Annotated in this window: 15 protein-coding genes and 1 pseudogene; 6 read left to right on the forward strand and 10 right to left on the reverse strand. The window is 69.6% G+C overall.

From position 1 onward, the window contains the following. Positions 1-110: 110 nt before the first annotated feature. On the reverse strand, positions 111-863 hold the full coding sequence (locus ABZ370_RS03880; protein WP_358615887.1) for a DUF6250 domain-containing protein: 753 nt from the start codon (positions 861-863) through the stop codon (positions 111-113). Positions 864-985: 122 nt separating this feature from the next. Then, a complete protein-coding gene (locus tag ABZ370_RS03885; protein ID WP_358615890.1) occupies positions 986-2,302 on the reverse strand; it encodes an LCP family protein in 1,317 nt (438 codons plus the stop codon). Between the two features lie 107 nt (positions 2,303-2,409). On the opposite strand from ABZ370_RS03885, the gene ABZ370_RS03890 reads away from it, so the two are divergent. Beyond that, the gene (locus ABZ370_RS03890) at positions 2,410-2,940 is read left to right on the forward strand and encodes an acyl-CoA thioesterase (protein WP_358615892.1); all 531 of its coding nucleotides are present in this window, start codon (positions 2,410-2,412) and stop codon (positions 2,938-2,940) included. Between the two features lie 111 nt (positions 2,941-3,051). Here the strand turns inward: ABZ370_RS03890 and ABZ370_RS03895 are convergent, their stop codons facing one another. After that, the gene (locus tag ABZ370_RS03895) at positions 3,052-4,680 is read right to left on the reverse strand and encodes an IS200/IS605 family accessory protein TnpB-related protein (RefSeq protein ID WP_358615894.1); all 1,629 of its coding nucleotides are present in this window, start codon (positions 4,678-4,680) and stop codon (positions 3,052-3,054) included. Positions 4,681-4,830: 150 nt separating this feature from the next. On the opposite strand from ABZ370_RS03895, the pseudogene ABZ370_RS03900 reads away from it, so the two are divergent. Further along, positions 4,831-5,028: pseudogene (locus tag ABZ370_RS03900) on the forward strand (acyl-CoA thioesterase); the annotation flags it as partial. Between the two features lie 196 nt (positions 5,029-5,224). On the opposite strand, the gene ABZ370_RS03905 reads toward ABZ370_RS03900, so the two are convergent. After that, the gene (locus ABZ370_RS03905) at positions 5,225-5,668 is read right to left on the reverse strand and encodes an ATP-binding protein (protein ID WP_358615897.1); all 444 of its coding nucleotides are present in this window, start codon (positions 5,666-5,668) and stop codon (positions 5,225-5,227) included. 243 nt (positions 5,669-5,911) lie between these two features. Between ABZ370_RS03905 and ABZ370_RS03910 the strand changes: the two genes are divergently transcribed. The 3 genes from ABZ370_RS03910 to ABZ370_RS03920 all read left to right on the forward strand — a co-directional run bounded on the left by ABZ370_RS03910 (position 5,912) and on the right by ABZ370_RS03920 (position 7,888). Beyond that, positions 5,912-6,775: a DUF5753 domain-containing protein gene (locus ABZ370_RS03910; RefSeq protein ID WP_358616093.1), complete on the forward strand. Its 864-nt coding sequence runs from the start codon at positions 5,912-5,914 to the stop codon at positions 6,773-6,775. Beyond that, a complete protein-coding gene (locus ABZ370_RS03915; protein WP_358615900.1) occupies positions 6,772-6,993 on the forward strand; it encodes a DUF397 domain-containing protein in 222 nt (73 codons plus the stop codon). The genes ABZ370_RS03910 and ABZ370_RS03915 overlap by 4 nt, the downstream gene beginning before the upstream one ends. Before the next feature lie 364 nt (positions 6,994-7,357). Continuing rightward, positions 7,358-7,888, forward strand: a complete 531-nt coding sequence (locus tag ABZ370_RS03920) for a hypothetical protein (protein ID WP_358615902.1) — start codon at positions 7,358-7,360, stop codon at positions 7,886-7,888. 295 nt (positions 7,889-8,183) lie between these two features. Here the strand turns inward: ABZ370_RS03920 and ABZ370_RS03925 are convergent, their stop codons facing one another. The 4 genes from ABZ370_RS03925 to ABZ370_RS03940 all read right to left on the reverse strand — a co-directional run bounded on the left by ABZ370_RS03925 (position 8,184) and on the right by ABZ370_RS03940 (position 13,002). Beyond that, on the reverse strand, positions 8,184-8,627 hold the full coding sequence (locus ABZ370_RS03925) for a hypothetical protein (protein ID WP_358615905.1): 444 nt from the start codon (positions 8,625-8,627) through the stop codon (positions 8,184-8,186). A 91-nt stretch (positions 8,628-8,718) separates the two neighbouring features. After that, positions 8,719-9,501: an FHA domain-containing protein gene (locus ABZ370_RS03930; protein ID WP_358615907.1), complete on the reverse strand. Its 783-nt coding sequence runs from the start codon at positions 9,499-9,501 to the stop codon at positions 8,719-8,721. Between the two features lie 7 nt (positions 9,502-9,508). Beyond that, entirely contained in the window at positions 9,509-11,494 is a 1,986-nt protein-coding gene (locus tag ABZ370_RS03935) for a serine/threonine-protein kinase (RefSeq protein ID WP_358615910.1), read from the reverse strand. 71 nt (positions 11,495-11,565) lie between these two features. Then, on the reverse strand, positions 11,566-13,002 hold the full coding sequence (locus ABZ370_RS03940) for an LCP family protein (protein WP_358615913.1): 1,437 nt from the start codon (positions 13,000-13,002) through the stop codon (positions 11,566-11,568). Positions 13,003-13,259: 257 nt separating this feature from the next. On the opposite strand from ABZ370_RS03940, the gene ABZ370_RS03945 reads away from it, so the two are divergent. Continuing rightward, complete coding sequence (locus ABZ370_RS03945) at positions 13,260-14,279, forward strand: glycosyltransferase family 2 protein (protein WP_358615916.1); 1,020 nt, start codon at positions 13,260-13,262, stop codon at positions 14,277-14,279. A 58-nt stretch (positions 14,280-14,337) separates the two neighbouring features. On the opposite strand, the gene ABZ370_RS03950 is transcribed toward ABZ370_RS03945, so the two are convergent. Both ABZ370_RS03950 and ABZ370_RS03955 read right to left on the reverse strand, forming a co-directional pair. Further along, entirely contained in the window at positions 14,338-15,969 is a 1,632-nt protein-coding gene (locus ABZ370_RS03950; RefSeq protein WP_358615918.1) for an LCP family protein, read from the reverse strand. A 70-nt stretch (positions 15,970-16,039) separates the two neighbouring features. Beyond that, a complete protein-coding gene (locus ABZ370_RS03955) occupies positions 16,040-17,728 on the reverse strand; it encodes an LCP family protein (protein WP_358615920.1) in 1,689 nt (562 codons plus the stop codon). Positions 17,729-17,879 lie beyond the last annotated feature (151 nt).

The raw sequence follows: 17,879 nt of genomic DNA on the forward strand, positions 1-17,879 counted from the left end.
TCTACGGCGTCAAGGGCGCAAGGAGGTGATTCCGGGGGCGCGTACGGAGGGCTCATGAAAGGCCGGGGCCTCGGGTGGGGCCGCGGCCTTCGGGGGCTGGTGTGCCGCCGCTAGTGGCGACCGCCGGGTCGCCAGACGGAGAAGTCCGCGAGGTGGAAGTGGCTGGCCACGGTGCGGAAGCCGAACCAGCCGGTGGTGTAGGGCTCCGGGTCGCGGTGGTCGAAGAGGAGCTCGCCGTTGCTCCAGTACTGGACGGTCCGCCCGGCGGACACCAGGCGGACGCGGTACGGGGCGTTGGGGGTGAGCAGCGGCTCGGTGAGGTCGAAGAGCAGGGGGCGGTTGCCCGGCTCGCCGACGTAGCGGCGCATGCGGGTGGTGGTGTTGAGGTTGGCGCCGTAGCCGACGTAGTAGGTCTTGAGGAAGTCGTAGTCGGCGAAGCTGCCGCTGCGCCGCGTGGCGAAGAGGTCGCCGGGGGAGCGGACGTCGCGGGCGTTCCAGAAGGCGTTGAGGTCGGTCACCTGGTCGTTCGGGCCGCCCGCCGAGACCGGGGTGGCCGTGTACTCGATCACGTACGGGCCGGTCAGCTCGCGGGTGAACCAGACCGTGGCGCCGCCCGGTACGTCGACGTCGAGCACGCCGTGCCGGGCCCGTACCGTCCCGCCGCTCTCCAGCTCGGCGGTCCACTGGCCGGTGCCGTGGCGGAAGTCGTCGTGGGCGATCCGGGTCCATCGGCGGCCGGTCGTGGTGGCGGCGAGGGCGGCCGGGGCGGCGCTGGTCCCGGCGGCGGTCGCGGCGGCGGTCGCGGCGGCGAGGGTGAGGCCGCGGAGCAGGCGTCTGCGGCCGGGGGCGGGGCGGTACGTCATCGTGGTGCGGTTCCTTCCCGGAGGTGGTTGAACCGTTTCAACTCGTAGCGCGGGACGAACCTAACAGACGACCGCCGCCGGGCGCTCGGCCCGGCGGCGGTCGTCGTGCGATGGCGTCGCGGTCAGTTGCCGGAGACGGTGACCTTGTCGTCGTTCTTCAGCTCGCCCACCAGCTGCTTGACCTTGGGCATGTCCCACTGGACGGCGCTGCCCTTGGGGGTGGAGAGGCCGGGGTTCGAGACGGGCATGTTCATCTGCTTGCCCTCGCCGTTGGAGACGCTCTTCATCGCGAAGAACATGTCCTTCAGGTCCCACAGGCCCATGTCCTTGTCGACGATCAGGCTGTCCAGCCCGGCGCCCAGCATCGGGTAGAGCTTGAAGGGGTTCATGACCGTGCTCGGCGTCGCCGCCTTGTTGGCGAGCGCTGCCAGGAACCGCTGCTGGTTCTTGGTGCGGTCCAGGTCGCCGCCCGCGAGGCCGTGGCGCTGGCGGACGAAGGCGAGCGCCTGCTGGCCGTCGAGCGTCTGCTCGCCCTTCTTGAAGTCGGACCCGGAGAACTTGTCGTTCATGTCCTGCGGGATGTTGATGTCCACCCCGCCGACCCCGTCGACGATCTTGGCGAAGCCGTCGAAGCCGATCTCCGCGTAGTGGTCGATCTTCAGCCCGGTGTTGTACTCGATGGTCCGGGCGAGCAGCTGCGGGCCCTCCGAGGAGTACGACGCGTTCAGCTTGTTCTGGCTCGCCGGAATCCGGTTGCCGGTCTCCGAGCCGGTGAAGGCCGGGATGGTGACCCAGGAGTCACGCGGGAGGCTGACCATGGTGTTCCCGTTCTCACCGACGTGGAGCAGGATCATGGAGTCGGTGCGGCGGCCCTCGGCCGAGCCGGTGTGCAGCTTCTTCTTGTCCTCGGCGGACATACCCTCACGGCTGTCCGAACCGACGATCAGGTAGTTGGTGCCCTTGCCGCCGGTCGGCCGGTCCTCGACCTTGCTGAGGTCGACGTCGCGCTTGAGCTTGCCGTCGGCCCAGAAGTACGTCCCGATGCCGACCGCGAGCAGCAGTACGACCAGGGTGACCAGGCCGATGGTTATCCGGCGCTTCCAGTTCACGGGGCCTCCTGCCCGCCCGCCGCGTCCGCCGCGGCCGGGTCCACCGGGCCCGCCGGGGCCATGGCCACCGCCGCCGTAGACCTGGCCGGTGTTGTAGCCGTCGCCGCCGTGGCCGCCGTAGTCGTCGTAGCTCGGGGAGGGCCCCGGAACGTTCCCCCGCGGTGAAAGCTCAGGGGGCAGCGGCGGCTCGCCGGGCTGCTGCCCGCCGCCGCCCGGTGCCGCCCGCCGTACCTGCGGCATGGACCGGGCCCCCTCTGGCTGGGAGCCACCGCTGCCGCGTCCGTACCGGTCGTTGCGGTCACCGGTGTAACCCTGGGGCCATTCGCTCATGCATGGAAGTGTGCCTGGTCGGCCCCGCTGTCTTACAGGGCGGGTGCCGGATCGCGGCATGGCTGTTGCAGAGCTGATAAGAACCCCGCCCGCATAGGGTGGACGCCATGACCAAACAGGCCCAGGGCGTGGACCTTCCGGGCAAGCCCACGTCCGCCTCCCGTACCACGCTGTCGCACATCATGACGGCCGCCGACACGAACTTGCTCGGCACGGTCCATGGTGGCGTGATCATGAAGTTGGTGGACGACGCGGCCGGAGCAGTCGCGGGGCGGCACTCGGGCGGGTCCGCCGTAACAGCGTCCATGGATGAAATGGCGTTTCTCCTGCCCGCCCGTGTGGGCGATCTTGTGCATGTTCACGCACAGTGCAATTGGACTGGCCGAACGTCCATGGAGATCGGCGTACGTGTCGAGGCCGAACGCTGGAACGAGTCGACGCCAGCACAGCAGGTCGGATCGGCCTACCTGGTGTTCGCCGCGGTCGACGCCGACGGCAAGCCGCGCACGGTCCCCCCTGTGCTTCCCGAGACGGAGCGCGACAAGCGGCGCTTTGAAGAGGCGCAGATCAGACGTACGCACCGGCTTGCCCGCCGCCGTGCCATTCGGGAGCTGCGCGAACAGCGCCCGGGCGAGTAGAAGGCGGGTGCCCCGTCGCGAAATCCCGACGGGGGCGACCGGCGTTTCTGGTTCTCGACGTAGTCCTTGATCACCTGGAGCTGGCCGAGCGCTGGAACGAATCCACCGTTCCTAAAGACTGAGCGGGGGTGAGTCCTGGTGCCAGAACTCATGCTCAGCCGGGTGCCCCGGACGGTGTTGGGCACCCTGGTCGCCCGCGTTCGCTCCGCGTCCGGTGCGCGCGCATCGTGTGCGTGGTCCGGGGATGCGGGGGCGGGTTTCCTCACGTCCTGGGGTGGCCGGTCGGGCCTGGGCGGTCCGATGCCCCGCACGATCGCTCTGGTCGTGTGGGGGCGGTGCCGTCCGTCGCCGGATCGGGTGTCCCAGGGCGCGCCTTCCGATCGACACGGCGGCCGCGTCGTGGCGAGTGGTCTTCCTGTTCTTGCTGGTGAGGGGTTTTTGCCAGTGCTGGGCGCCCCACTTGGAGGTGTAGGCGGGGTCGATGGCCACGATGGTGATGCCGAGTTCGGTCGCCATCGAGGCCAGCCGTGCCCGCAGCTTGGAGGTGGGCATGCCGGAGATCAGCTTGCGGAATCGTTTGCGTCTGCCGTGCTTTTCCCGGGTCTTCTCCGCCTGGAAGTCCAGATCCTCGATCGCGATGCTCAGGCCGTGGCGCCTGGCCCAGTGCAGCAGGCGCACCAGCGCGTGCCGTACTTGTGCGTCGCGGTAGGTGGCCGGTCCGTTGAGGTCGAAGGAGAACCGGCGTGGGTCGCCGACCGGGTTGCCGTACTCGTCCAGGCGCCATGCCGCGAGGTGGTCGGCGTTGGTATCGACGCCGATCAGGCCACCAGCGCGGGCCTGAGTCAGCGGAACGGTCTTGACCGGCGGGATTGTCCAGGAGGCGGTGATGTACCAGCGGTGGCGGTCCGCGTCCAGGTGGATGCGGTAGGCCACGGATCGGTTCGCCGACACTCGGTCGGCCCACTCCTCGCGCCGGTGGCGGAAGGCGACGGTGCCGGTGAGGACGTACCGGCCATGCTCGGCGTTCGCCAGATGTGCCAGTGGTGCCGGGAGTCTGATGCTGACCTGGCCGTCAGGCGTGACGCGGATCGTCTCGTTCCCCAGCCGCTTCCCGCTCTCACCGTCGGCTTGGAGGAACCAGCGTCCGGCTTCCCACCGCTGCCGCCACCTGTCCTCGGTGAGCTGCCCTTGTGTGAGGTGGTGACGGATGCGGGCCAGCCGCTTTCCCCCTCGCACTACGCGTACACGGCCCGCTTCGCGGTCGGCGCGCTCGGCAGCGAGCCGGTCTTGTAGGAGGTGCAGGCGGCGTGCCTTGGTGAACCACTCCTGTCGGGTGCGGTAGCCGCCCGGGGTCCGCTTGGTTCCCTTTGCGCCTACCGGCAGCGACAGCCGGTGGGTGATGGTGCGCACACCGGCTTCCAGAGTCTGGATGTGGGCGTACTGCGCACGCCGCGACAGCGCCCACTGGTCGTGCGTGGCCTTGGTGATGCTGCCCGCCCACCGCGACGAGGACTCCCCGGTCAGAGCGCGTTTGCGCTTCGGCCACGTGTCCGTGGAGTGCTCCAGCCCCTCGGCACAGCGCCGCTTGAGGTCACGCGAAGCCAGTGTTCCAAGTTGCGCGCCGACCAGCCGCAGCACCTCCTCGTCCCCCATGGTCAGGCCCTTGAGCCGCGTACGGATCGCGACACCGGACGGGCCGGGGACGATGAACGGCGCAGACAGCTCACGCAGCACACCCACTCCGCCCCTCCCTTCCACGAGCCCGGCGGCAATCCGCCTGCCACCCACCCAACGACCACACCCGCGAAAAGGTCACGCTTTCGATCCAGGAACTCCCGTTCCTCCCCCCCAAAACCATGCAACCAACAGCAGTTTTCACCCCCGCCACCCCAGGTCGGCAGCGCCTCTCTGGTCTTCGCCGCGGGCGACGCCGACGGCAAGTCCCGGCCCGTACCGCCGGTCATACCGGAGACCGAGCGCGACAAGCGCCGCTACCAGGGGGCCGAGATCCGCCGCACCCACCGGCTGGCCCGCCGCCGCGCGACCAAGGAGCTGCGCCACGAGCTCGATGGATCGGATACCGGCTAACGCGTCCATGCTCATCCCTTCGTTGGGTGTGGTGGCGGACGGATTGGTGATCAGTGCGGGGGCTGGTGGGGGCATGGCTCATACCTTCCGTGGTGTCGGATTTCGCCTTGTACGCTCGACCGCGGCGGGCCGGTCCGGGGTCCACATCACTCCGGGGCGGCCCGTTTTGTGTCTGGTCAGACGTGGTAGCGCACTGTCATGACCCCTTCACCTCGGCCCGCACGGTCTTGCCGAACGGGGCGTCGTCCACTCCCCACGAGCCGGGGCGCAGCGCGTCGAGGATGATCAGGCCGCGCCCGCGGTCGCGTTGTGCGGACGCGGGACGGAGGCGCGGGCGACGGCGTACGGGGTCCCGTACCTCGACACGCGTCCGGGTGTCGTCGACGCTGAGCGTCACCCGCAGGGAGTCGCCTGGTTCGGTGCCGTACCGAACCGAGTTGGTGACCAGTTCGCACACCACCAGGACGACCGCGTCGATGTGGTCCTCGGATGCGCCCGGAACGTGGTACGCGATGAACTCGCGTGCGAACTCGCGGGCGGCTTTGGGGGATTCGAGATCCTTCGCCAGTAACAGAATCGGCGACGGACCGTCTGGCAGTGAGCTGCTGGCGGGCAGAACGGCCCGCCGTCGTTCGATCATGCCTGTCCCCTCACGGGAAAGCGCCGCAGCGCGCACTGGATTCCGTAGCGCTGTGACGATGCAGTTGCGTTACGTCACATCAGATTGCTCCCTCGGCGCTCGCTCGCGCAAGTCATCCCACACTTTCGTAGAAAATTGCATATGGCGATGCTATGGGAGTGCAGAGTGTCAAGTGCGCAGGTGACAGCCGAAGTAGAGGCACGGCAGACTGTCGAGCAAGTCATTGGATCGGAGGGGGCGAACGTGAGTGCGCCTACAGTGCGCCGTCGGCGCCTCGGTGCGAAGTTGAAGGCGTTACGGGGCGAACTCACCCTCGAAGAGGTCGCGGAGAAGTCCTGCGGCCGGTTCGTCTCCTCGAAGTTGTCGAGGATCGAGACGGCCAAGAGTCCGGCCAAGGCGAAGGATGTCGAGGCCCTGCTCGACCTGTACGTCGAGTTGGGGCGCGAGGTGAGCGACGAACTTCGCGCCGCGCTGCTCACGCTCACTAAAGAGGGGTCTCAGCGCGGTTGGTGGCACTCGTACCGGGGTGTCCTCACGCCTGTGTATGAGGACCTGATCAGCCTTGAGGCCGAGGCCGAATCGGTCTCATCGTGGCAGCTGGGCGTGATTCCCGGCCTGCTCCAGACCGGTTTGTACGCCCGCGAGATCATCCGGGCGACGGCCATGTCCGAGGCGGTCGAGGCGCGCGTCGACGCGCTGGTCGAGGTCCGGCTTGCGCGTCAGGCGGTGCTCACCCGCGATGCCCCGCTCACCCTCTGGGCGATCATCGTCGAACAGTCCCTGCGTTCGACCTCGGATGTAGACGGCCTCATGCATGAGCAACTGGGTCGGCTGCTCGCCATGGGACAGCGACCGAACGTGAACATTCAGGTGTTGCCCGCCAACGCGTCGTTGCACGTCGGACAGTTGGGCAGCTTCACGATTCTGGGGTTCGGCCCGCATGCTGACCTCGACGTCGTCCACATGGAAGGGCTGACCTCCGCCCTGTACGTCGAGGAACGCGACCAGGTCGCCGCGCACCGGGATGCCTGGCAACGGCTGACCTCCGCCGCGCTCTCGGTCGAGTCGTCGGCGGATCTGATCGCAGAGATAAGGAAGAACACATGAGCCATGTAGACGACGCCTCCGCCCTTCCTGTGACGTGGTGGAAGTCCTCGTTCAGCGACAGCGGGGCGCAGTGCGTCGAGTGCGGCGTCGTCGACGCCGAGACGGTGGCCGTTCGGGACAGCAAGCGCCCGAACGGCCCCGCGCTGCTGTTCCCCCGCGAGGCGCTGTCCGCGTTCGCCGCTGCTGCTGCCTCGGGGGAGTTCGGCAGCGTCGAGTAAGTGCGCCACCTGCACAACGACGGCCCGCCCCCGTGGTATTCGGGGCGGGCCGTCATCGTGTGCGTCGACCGGAGCCTACGGGAGCAGGCGATCGAGGGAACTCGTCAACGCCCCCCATGCGGACCATGAGCGACTGCGCGGGGCGTTGCTAAACGCGCGGGTGGCGAACTGCCGCAAAGGCGGGCAACGCCGATCACGCCGACCAGAGCGCCGACGGACGGCAGAGGACACCGGGCTTCGTCGAGCGATCCTTGCGACGTTCACCCGAGACCGGGTGGTGCCATCCTCAAGGCCTGCAGAATCCGGCGGTGTCTACGCAGCAAGTCGCTGCGCGCTACCCACAAGGCGAGCAAGAATCCATGCTATGAATCAGGGGCTGGTGGCTCTTCTAGGGGCAAGCGTGGCAGTCGTAGGAACGTTGGGCACCGGCGGCCTGACGTACATAGCGACCCGTCGCCAAGCAGGGGATCAGGGGGAAATGGAGCATCGTAAACAGTTGCGCGAAGAGCGCCGCGATTCTTACAGGAAATTTCTGGAGGCTGCCGAGCCTCTGGACCGGGCGATTTTCGCTCTTGTCGAGCAAGCGCGCATTCAGTTGGAATTTGATTCGCAGTTTGCTAGGGACGTAGTGCAGGATGCAATGGAGGGCCTTGAGTCGGCGTCACACGCTCTCTATAGAGAGCGTGTGAGTGTTGCGCTGGCGGGGCCGGATGCGGTTGGTTCTCTCGCTCATGAACTCTGGGATTGCGCGGCAGTCCTGCAAACCTCGTTATCGTTCTACCTGGCGGGTGGATTAATGACTGCGGGCGAGTTTGAGGCCGCTGTTGATGGCATTGAAGTCGCCAAGACGGCGTTTGTTGAAGGTGCGCGAAAAGTACTGGAAGCTGCCCCGTAGCTGATATGAATCAGCTCTCGCGCTTTCCTGCTCATGTCTTCTTGGTGGGATCGGTGGGTCCAGGGGGCCTGGGTATGACTCGTTTCTTTTGCAGTTCGCATGGCTTAGGAAGCTTGGCTGCCCGGAGCGAGGCGGAAGTCCAAGCCGGTTAGATTGAGTTCGCGGGCGATCTGGACTCCGAGTATTTGCCTTGGTGTGTTACCGGAGAGCCTGCTTGCGGTCGGTATCGGTGATCGTCTTGCGAACGGCCCACCTCTCGGGTACGCCAACGGCCCGGGCCGAAACGAGGCCAGATTCAGAACGTGGGGCAGAGGTTCGCGTGTACGGCCTTGACGATAAGCGTGGCGGTGGCTTGCCCGAAGCCCTCCGGGTGACTGGGGGAGGTGAACCGTTGGTTCGCGAGGTCAGCCTGCTTCGCGGCATCCTTCGGGAAGTTGTGAATGGTGCTGCACTGGTCGCGGCCTCTGCTTACCGCCTTGTCCTCGTCTCCGTCGACGATCCCAGGATCGATCGCGGTCAAGGCGCGGATGTACGCGGCTTGCGTTGCGGCGTCAGGCTTCGGCGGGATGCCGGTGGCGGTCTCGGCGTCCGTCTTGGGCTTCGCGGTCGTGGCCGCGGTCGTCGCCGAGGTTGCCGGTGCCTTCTCCGGCGCGTCCGTCTTGGAGTCGTCGCTGCCGCACCCGCTGAGTGCGGCGGTGAGGGCGACAGCGGCCAGAGTGGCGGCGGTTCTGCGGTGCATGGTTCCCCTACCCCTGTTGTGTACGTCCTGTGTGAGACGCGTGGGGGATCGGTGAGGTTGTACGGGATGGCGCGACGACATCCCGCTCCGGTCAGGGCGGGTCGATCAGGGTCAGGTCCGGGGGGACGAGGGTGGTGGATGTCATCAGGGCTCGGATCAGGTGGTCGTTGAGGGCGTTGCCGACCGGTTCGCCGACTTCCTCGCGGGTCAGATAGGGGACGCCGTCGCGGGACAGGGTCGTGCGGACCCGGTTGACCAGGTGCTCGACGCGTTTCTCGCGCCAGCCCGCGCCCGGGCGCAGCTCGGCGAGGTGTTCGGCGGTCTGCCGCCAGGTGAGGGGCTGGGGGCGGGGCTCGTGGCGCAGGTAGCGCTGGCCCAGGACGACGAGGGCGAGCTTCTCGTCTTCGGTGAGCAGCCACACCCGGGGCGGGCGGGTGACGTCGCCGGGGCGGGGTGGGGGCGGTGCGTCCTCGGGGCCGGTGACGAAGACCTCCAGGAGGTGTTCGCGGTGGCCCGAGCCGCGGACGAACAGCGGGGTGTAGCCGGTGGCGAGGGGGAGCGGTTCCTCGCCGGTGAACAGCAGCCGGGCCGGGCAGCGGAGGGGGAGCCGGCCGGTGCTGGTCACCCACCAGCGGCCGTCGCGGTGGGTCAGCTTGCCGTGGCGGCGGCTGACCCGGGCGTCGTCCTCGCCCAGGCACACATGGACCTCGGGCCGGTTGCGGCCGAAGATCAGCTCGCGGCCGTCGCCGGGGCCCAGCGTCATGCCGCCGGTGAGGGCGAGGGCGAAGACGGTGCCGGGCACCGGGGAGGTCACGCCGCGGGCGAGACTGCCGTGGGTGGCCGGCAGCGCGCGGAGGGGGCCCGGCGTGGTCATGGCGTGCTCATGGCGTCGGGAGTTTCTTCGCGGCCGTGGCGGCGAGCGCCTTCGCGGTGCGGCAGAGCTTCCGGGGCGGCTGCGGTCCGTAGGCGTTCAGCGTCATGAGTTCGACGGTGGGGTCGCCCAGGGCGTTGCGGTACGAGCGGTGGAGTGTGCGGACGACGCAGCTGTCGTCGCCGAAGTCCGCCGGGGTCACGGTGGTCTTCCGCCCGGCGAGGACCGTGGGCTGCCCGTCGTCCGTGTCGAACGTGCTGCTCCGGTCGAATTCCAGCTCCACTCCGGTGTCGCCCGAGCCGTCCTCCCACTCGCACCGCCAGTTCCCGAAGCCCGGGTCCGAGGGCCGCGCCCCGACGCCGGGGAGCCGCCGCAGCGCGGTGGCGTCGAGCAGTTCGCACGCGTTCACCCGGGCCAGGGAGCGCGCGTTCGGCGCCGAGGTGCGCCGGGGGACCTGGCCGCGGTCCAGCACCGCGACGGCGTGATCGGTGGCGGCGTCGCCCAGTGCGCACGGGTCGGGGGCGGGGGAGCCGAGCCGTTTGGCGATCACCCGGATCTGTTTGCGGTCGGCGAGCGCGAGGGTCCGCTCGCAGATGTCGCCGTCGCGCGGGGACGTCATGACCGTGACGTTGCCGATCCTTCGGGCGGGCCGTTCGTCGCCCGGCTCGGCCGGATCGGCGTCGAAGTTGATCTGTACGTCCGCGACGTCGTCACCGCTGTCGCCGTGTAGGAGGACGTCGCATCGGTCCAGCTCCCCGTAGTCCGGGTCGAGCTCGGTCTCGCCGAAGCGGCTCAGTGACGCCGCGTCGAGCAGGGCGCAGGGGTCGGCCGTCCGGGCGTCGCCGATGGTGCCCGCCCGGCGGGCGGCAGAGGGCTTCGCGTCGCCCGTGCCGCGTCCGCCGGGGGAGTCGCGGGAGTCGTCGGAGGAGCCGCCGGACCAGGGGCCGAAGAGGGCCAGGCCGGTCGCCAGGGCCGCCACGGTGACCAGCGCGGTCGCGGTGATCACCACCCCGCGGCCCGGGCGGCGCCGGGCCCGGCCGCCCGCGGGCGGCGGCAGCAACCGCAACGTGCGGAGGGTGCGGAAGGTCCGGTTCAGCGCGTGCGGTTCCGCTGGGGGTACGGCCGCGGTGGGCGCGGCGGCTGTAGGTGTGGCGGCCTGCCGCAGCAGCCGCAGCGCCTTGGTCGCGGCGGGACGCTGCCCCGGCTCCACCTCCAGCAGCGCGGCGAGCGGTTCGCCGAGCGGTCCGGCCCGGTGCGGGGTCGCGATGGAGCCGTCGATGGCCCGTGCCACGTATGCCATGGGGTGGGCGGCCTCGCCGTACGGCGACCGGCCCTCGACCGCCGCGAAGAGCGAGGCGCCCAGCGAGAAGATGTCGGACTTCCGGTCGGCCGTGCCGCCCCGGGCCACCTCGGGCGGCAGATACGGCGGCTTGCCCTGCACCCCGCCGGTCATGGTGATGGTGACCTCGCTCCACAGCGCCCGGGAGATGCCGAAGTCGGTCAGCTTGGCGACCCCGTCCCCGGTGACCAGGATGTTCTCCGGGGTGACGTCGCCGTGCACCACACCCTCGGCGTGGGACGTCGCCAGGGCGGCCGCGATCTGGCAGCCGATGGAGGCCGCCTCCTCCGGGGAGAGCGGGCCGCGCTCCCTCACCAGCTCCGCGAGGCTGGCGCCGGGCACGTACTCCATGACGATCCAGCAGACGTCGTACCCCTCGCCGAAGCGGCCCTCGCCGGAGCCGCCCTCCACGGAGCCGCCCTCCACGAAGTCGAAGACCGCGACGATGTTCGGGTGGTGCAGCCGCGCCGCGTTGCGCGCCTCTTTCTTGAGCCGCTGTGCGGCGCGCTCGTCGTCCGGGCGGGCGCACTTGACCGCGACCCGCCGGTCCAGCAGCTCGTCGTGGGCCCGCCAGACGATGCCCATCCCGCCTCTGCCGATGGGCTCCTGGAGGAGATACCGGCCCGCGATCCTGTCCCCGGCTCCTGTCCTCACCACGTACCCCCGTACCCCGCCTTGGTCAGGACACGGAGAGTACTTCAGTCGTCACTCAGCTGAACAGGGCTTCGCTAGGCGCACGAGACCTCGTCGCCGGTGACGGCGGCGATGCCGGGCCGGTCCCGGCGCGGGTCCTCGGTGCGTACCGGGCGCACGTCCTTGTAGTCCGCGCCGACCGTGACCTGCATGACCCCGCCCTGCCCCGGCACCGGCTTCAGCTGCGCACCGGGCAGCGCGGCGGCCAGGGTGCGCACCGAGCGGTCCCAGACCGGGTCGTACGTGATGACCGTGCGCGCCAGGTCCTTGGTGGCCGCGTCGGCGGGGGAGCCGGTGGTGGCGAAGCCGGTGGCGTGCAGCGCCCGGTCCGCGCGGCGGGCGAGCCCGGCGGTCCCGGTGCCGTTGAGCACGTGGACCCGGACCTGCTGCGGGCCCACGTCGACGATGGTGGCCTTGGGCCGTGCGTGGTGGCTGGTCAGCGGCCGGTCCGCGCGGATGGCGTCGAACAGCTGCTCGGCCCTGGGCCGGTCCCAGTGGAGCGTGGAGCCGACGCCCTTGAGCTGCCGCCCGGGCAGAACCACCGGGACCGAGGCGAACTCGGAGGACGCCGGGGTGAGGCCGTTCATGGCCCGGCCCAGCGCCATCAGGTCCTCCGCGCCGAAGCCGTGGTCGGCGCGGACCGAGCCGAGCAGGGTGGTGGCGACGGTGTTGAACCGCACCGGGTTCAGCAGGATGCCGCTCGCCGTCGTCTGGTGGAGCACCGAGGCCAGGAAGCGCTGCTGGCGCTGGATACGGCCGAGATCGGAGGTGCCGTCGGTGTGCCGGGAGCGGACGTACTGCAGCGCCTGGCCGCCGCCCAGGACATGGGCGCCGGGCGGCAGGTCGAGGCCGGTGTGGTCGTCCTTGAGCCGCCGGGCCGTGCACACCTTCACCCCGCCGACCACGTCGACGGTCTTCATGAAGCTGGTGAAGTCGACCTCCAGATAGTGGTCGATGTGCACCCCGGTCGCGTGCTCGACGGTGCGCACGGTCAGGCTGGGCCCGCCCTCGGCGTACGCGGCGTTGAGCCGCTGCGGATGGGCGCGGCGCTGCTTCCCGGCGCGGTCGGTGTACGTGGGGATCACGGCGTACGAATCGCGCGGGAGGCTGACCAGGGAGGCCCGGCGGCGGTCCGCCGACAGATGGACCAGGATGATCGTGTCGGTGCAGTGGCAGGGCGCCCCGCCGAGCCGGTACAGCGCCTTCTCCTGCGGGGTGATCCGGTCCCGGCCGTCGGTGCCGACGACCAGGAAGTTGACGCCGCCGCCCGCGCTCTTCGGCCGGTCGTCCAGGCCGCCGAAGGCGTCCACCCGGTGGATGCCGGATTCCAGCTCCCGGACCAGCAGATGCCCGATCGCGCTGACGGCCAGCACCAGGCACGCGACGAACAGGGCGATCCGCAGCCCCCAGCGACGGCGGCGGCCGGAGCGGGACCGGGGACGGGGGCGCGTCGATCGGGCCGGTGCACTCACCGAAGGAGACCTCCGTGAACGGGCCCGGCGTGAACGGGCCCGGGCGGGGCGCTGGCGGGTCGGAACCGGCCCGGGCGGGGTCTTGGCGGGTCGGAACCGCTGTCACGGTAGGGCCATACGATGAGCGTCCCGGCGCCCCACGCCGCCCGTACCGCCCGCTGCCACCCGGGCGGCGCGTTCCGGTGCCGCCATTCGCGGTACCGTGGGCCCGCTACTGCAGTCTCCTGGGGGCCCGGCCCCCGAAACCCCGAGGTGCCATGGACCCCCGTCAGCTCCCGGCCGTCTCCGTGATCATGCCGGTGCTCAATGAGGAACGCCATCTGCGCAACGCCGTGCGGCACATCCTGGAGCAGGAGTACGACGGTGAGATGGAGGTGGTGATCGCGGTCGGTCCGTCCTCGGACCGCACTGAAGAGATCGCCGCCGAGCTGGCCGCCGAGGACCCGCGGGTGAACACCGTGCCCAACCCCACGGGCCGCACCCCGGCCGCGCTGAACGCCGCGATCAAGGCGTCCCGCCACTCCGTGGTGGTCCGGGTCGACGGGCACGGCATGCTTTCGGCGAACTACATCGCGACCGCCGTGCGGCTGCTGGAGGAGACCGGCGCGCAGAACGTCGGCGGCATCATGTACGCCGAGGGCGAGAACGACTGGGAGCGGGCCGTGGCCGCCGCCATGACCTCGAAGATCGGCGTCGGGAACGCCGCCTTCCACACCGGCGGTGAGGCCGCCCCCGCCGAAACGGTCTACCTGGGCGTCTTCCGCCGCGAGGCGCTGGAGCGGCAGGGCGGCTACAACGAGGAGTTCATCCGCGCCCAGGACTGGGAGCTGAACTTCCGCATCCGTGAGGCGGGCGGGCTGGTCTGGTTCTCGCCCGACCTGAGGGTCTCGTACCGCCCGCGGCCGAACGTGCGGGAGCTGGCCAAGCAGTACCGGAACTACGGGCGCTGGCGCCATGTCGTCGCCCGCTTCCACCAGGGCTCGATCAATCTGCGCTACCTCGCCCCGCCGACCGCCGTGGTGGCCATCGCGGCGGGCGCCGTGGTGGGCGCGGCCGTCACCCCGTGGGGCTTCCTGGTCCCGGGCGGCTATCTGGCGGCCATCGTCGCGGGCTCGATCCCGGCGGGCAAGGGGCTTCCGGTGGGGGCCCGGGTGCGGATTCCGCTGGCGCTCGCGACCATGCACATGACGTGGGGCTGGGGCTTCCTGACCAGCCCCCGGGCGCTCGCCAAGAAGGTCATCGCCAGCCGCCGCCCGGCGGTCATGGCGCAGGGCTAGAAGCGCTGACGACTTAAGGGGCCGGACCAGGTGGTCCGGCCCCTTACGCCGTGCGCGCTCAGAAGCTGTAGTCCGGGTTGACCGTCATGCACGCCTTCTTGTCCTCGCCGTTGAGCGCGTCGGCGCTCTCCGGCGTCTTGTCGTCGTCGGCTGCGGCCGCCCCGGCCTTCGGGTAGGCCGTGCCCGCGCGCCAGTCGTTGCCGACCACCACGGTCACGTCCTGCACCGACTTCGAGGACTTCACCGCGCTCTTGGGCAGCCCCAGAGCCTTGGCCACGGCGAGCGCGTCGCCCTGCTCGGCCTCGTTCGGGTAGGCCACGGTGGTGTCGGCCTGCGAGATGAGCACCGTGTTCGCGGCGGCCTTGGTGTAGCCGAGCCCGATCAGCTCATTGGTGATCACACCGGCCCGGCCGGAGACGGGCCCGTACACCATGGAGGCGGTGCCGTTCTGCACGACGACCGGGACCTCGCTCTTGGGCGCGGTGGGGGCCGGGGTCTTGTCGGGCTTCTTCTTGTCCTTGCCGTCCAGCGCGGTGTCGTTGCGCAGCAGCGCGAAGGTCTGCTCGGCGTCGCCGGGCTTGGGCTCCACGAACTGCTCGTCCGCGCTGTACTGCCAGGGCATGGTGACCATGGTGGTGCGCTCGGTCGGCACCCGCTTCAGGTCGTTGCCCAGGTTGTAGAGCTTCTTGACGTCGCCGAGGCCGTGGTCGACGGTCAGCGCGTCGGTGGCCGCCTCCGCCAGGTCCATGAGCTTGCCCGGGTCGCTGAGCTTGGTGCCCTTCTTCAGCTGACGGATCATCGAGCTCATGTACATGTGCTGGGCCTTGGCCCGGCCGATGTCGGTGTTGTCCTCGAAGCCGTAGCGGGTGCGCAGCCACTGGAGGGCCTGGACGCCCTTGACGGAGTGGGTGCCCTTGGTCAGCCGCAGCCCCGAGCCATGGCCCTTGCTGTCATGCGAGTAGACGTTGTCCTTCACGCACACCGGGACGCCGCCGACGGCGTCCGCCATGGAGACCACTCCACTGAAGTCGATCATCATGAAGTGATCGATGTATATGCCGGTCAGTTCCTTCCAGGTGGCCACCGTGCAGCCCGGACCGCCGTGCTGGAGCGACTGGTTGATCGCCGCCTCGGTCTTCGGGTAGACGCGCCCGCCGTCCGGGTCGGTGCACCGGGGGATGGTGACCCGGGTGTCGCGCGGAATGCTGATCACCGACATGTTGCTGCGGTCGGCCGAGACGTGCACCAGCATCTGCACATCGGCCAGCGGCTTGCGGTCGGCGTCCTGCTTGGCGCCGCCCAGCTCGACGTTCTCCGCGGTGTTACGGCCGTCCGAACCGATCAGCAGTATGTTCAGCGGAGTCTGCCCGGCGGCGTTCGGCTCGGGCTTGCCCAGCTTGCTGTCGCCGAGGTCGAGGGCTTCCTTCTTCAGATTGCCGTTCAGGTGGTTGTAGTACACATAACCGCCGGCTGCCGCGCCCAGGACCAGCACGGCGAGCGCCAGGGCGCTCCACCGCACCATCCTTAACCCCCGGCCGCCCTTGGCCGTGGTCCGCTGACCGCCGTGGCGGCGCCCCGCGTCGCCGGACGCGGGGCCTTCTCCTCCGGGCGGGCTGTCACCCTCACCGGTGCCGCGGGGTTCGGGCACGGCTTGCCGCCGCCCCTCCCCCCGCACACTGCTCTGCCGCATCGGGCCCCTCCCCGTACTTCTGTGCTCGTCCGGACCGATGGGCGAGGGCGCTCCGACGGGCCGGGAGTGGTCACTTGGCGCAGACGTTCTTGTCGTCGGCCTCGACCTTCTGAATGTCCTTCGGCGCCTGGGCCGGAGCGGAGATGGGAGTTCCCGCGCCCTTGAAGTCGGCGCCGAGCGTCAGTGTCATCTCCGCCCTGGGGGCGGCGTCCTTCGTGCCTTGCTTCATCGCGGACGAGGGCAAGCCCATGCTGTCGGCCAGCCGGCGTGCCTGGTCCGCCTGGTTGGGAGCGTACTCCAGAGTGGTCTTCTCCAGATCTGCCGGAGCGTTTCCGCCGTTGCTGGTGAGCGGCATCCCCTCGATGTTCTGCATCCAGTCGAGGGTCTCCTGGGCGGCTCCGGTCTGCCCGCTGCCGTTCAGCACCTTGGCCCGGACCTCCGACGCGTCGGCCTTCGGCCCCTTGAGGAGGGCCGCCTGCTTGTCCTTGGCGGCCTTCTCCTTCTTCTTCACCTCGGTCAGCGACACATCCTGCTGGACCATGGTGAACAGCGGCTCGGCCTTGGTCTGGTCGAGGAGCACCGTCGCGCCGTCGTCGTTGTCGACGACCGGAACCGTCGTGAAGGTCATGTTCTTCAGGTTGACCTTGCCGAGCGCCTTCCCCAGCGAGACCAGCTTGTCGACGGTGCCGATGCCGGTGTCCACGGTGAGCGCCTTGGTGGCAGTGTTGGCCAGGCCCCACATCTTGTTCGGGCTGCTGAGCGTCCCGTTCCCCTTCATCTTGCGCATCATGGAGCTGAGGAACTGCTGCTGCAGCTTGATCCGGTCCAGGTCGCCGCCGAAGCCGACGGTGTGCCGGGTCCGGACGAACGCCAGCGCGTCCTCGCCCTTGATGTTGTGACGGCCGGCCGACAGCTTCAGATGCGACTTGGGGTCGTCGATGTCCTTGGCGAGGCAGACGTCGACCCCGCCGACCGCCGTGGACATCGACTTGACGGCGTTGAAGTCGGCCATCATGAAGTGGGTGATGTCCAGCCCGGTGATCTTCTCGGCCGTCTTCATGGTGCAGCCGGGGTCGCGCCCCTCCTGCCCCAGGCTGGTGTTGAAGCGCACCTCCTGCTCGCCCGGGACGACCTTCTCCGAACCGTCCTCCTGCTTGGTCGTGCAGTCGGGGATGTCGGTCACCATGTCGCGCGGGATGGAGAGCACCGTCGCGTTGGTCCGGTCGCCGGAGACATGCATGACGAGCGTGGTGTCGGCGTGGCCGACGCTCCCCGCGTCCCCGTAGCCCTCGTTCCCCTTGCCATCACGCCGGTCGGTGCCGATGAGCAGGATGTTCATCGGTCCGTCGGTGACCGCGGCGTTGTTCTCGCCGATGTCCACCTTGCTGATGTTCCCGTTGAGGTGCTGATAGACGAAGTACGCCGCGGCGGAGCCGCCCACCAGCACGAATGCCAGGGTGCCGCTGCCCCAGTACAGCGCCTTTCTCGTCTTCGTCTTCTTCGGTTTCGGCTTTCGCCTGCTCGCGGGAGCCGCCGCCTTCTCCGGCTCCCGTTTCGCCGCCGCCCGCCTGCGCCCCCGTGGTTCGGACTGGGGGGTGCGACGGCGGCCTGCGGTTCTGGGGGCCGGGTGGGGCTCGGCGGCCGAGGCCGTCTCCCCCGCAGGGTTCAGCCTCAGCTCATAGTTACCGGTGTTCGGGTCGAACACCCACTGATCGGCGGGGTCGATGTCACCGTCCCGCCCAGGGCCTTGCGCGTCCACGGTCGCCTGTGTCCTCCGTCGGTGCCACGCGGGCGCCTCCCCCTCAAGGCGCTCGGTCCGTCTTCATATACAGTGCGCGGTCACATCTCGGAGCGGCGCACCGGATCGCTCACACTATCCGCCCGGATCGGCGTCAAGCGACGCCGGTGAC

The organism is Streptomyces sp. NPDC005962, from assembly GCF_040629205.1.
Taxonomy (GTDB): Bacteria; Actinomycetota; Actinomycetes; order Streptomycetales; family Streptomycetaceae; genus Streptomyces.

Excerpts from the sequence above, each read along its gene's own strand:
- ABZ370_RS03880 (WP_358615887.1), bottom strand. The coding sequence starts at position 863 with ATGACGTACCGCCCCGCCCCCGGCCGCAGACGCCTGCTCCGCGGCCTC.
- ABZ370_RS03920 (WP_358615902.1), top strand. The coding sequence starts at position 7,358 with ATGAATCAGGGGCTGGTGGCTCTTCTAGGGGCAAGCGTGGCAGTCGTA.
- ABZ370_RS03930 (WP_358615907.1), bottom strand. The coding sequence starts at position 9,501 with ATGACCACGCCGGGCCCCCTCCGCGCGCTGCCGGCCACCCACGGCAGT.
- ABZ370_RS03890 (WP_358615892.1), top strand. The coding sequence starts at position 2,410 with ATGACCAAACAGGCCCAGGGCGTGGACCTTCCGGGCAAGCCCACGTCC.
- ABZ370_RS03885 (WP_358615890.1), bottom strand. The coding sequence starts at position 2,302 with ATGAGCGAATGGCCCCAGGGTTACACCGGTGACCGCAACGACCGGTAC.
- ABZ370_RS03950 (WP_358615918.1), bottom strand. The coding sequence starts at position 15,969 with ATGCGGCAGAGCAGTGTGCGGGGGGAGGGGCGGCGGCAAGCCGTGCCC.
- ABZ370_RS03915 (WP_358615900.1), top strand. The coding sequence starts at position 6,772 with ATGAGCCATGTAGACGACGCCTCCGCCCTTCCTGTGACGTGGTGGAAG.
- ABZ370_RS03905 (WP_358615897.1), bottom strand. The coding sequence starts at position 5,668 with ATGATCGAACGACGGCGGGCCGTTCTGCCCGCCAGCAGCTCACTGCCA.
- ABZ370_RS03945 (WP_358615916.1), top strand. The coding sequence starts at position 13,260 with ATGGACCCCCGTCAGCTCCCGGCCGTCTCCGTGATCATGCCGGTGCTC.
- ABZ370_RS03925 (WP_358615905.1), bottom strand. The coding sequence starts at position 8,627 with ATGCACCGCAGAACCGCCGCCACTCTGGCCGCTGTCGCCCTCACCGCC.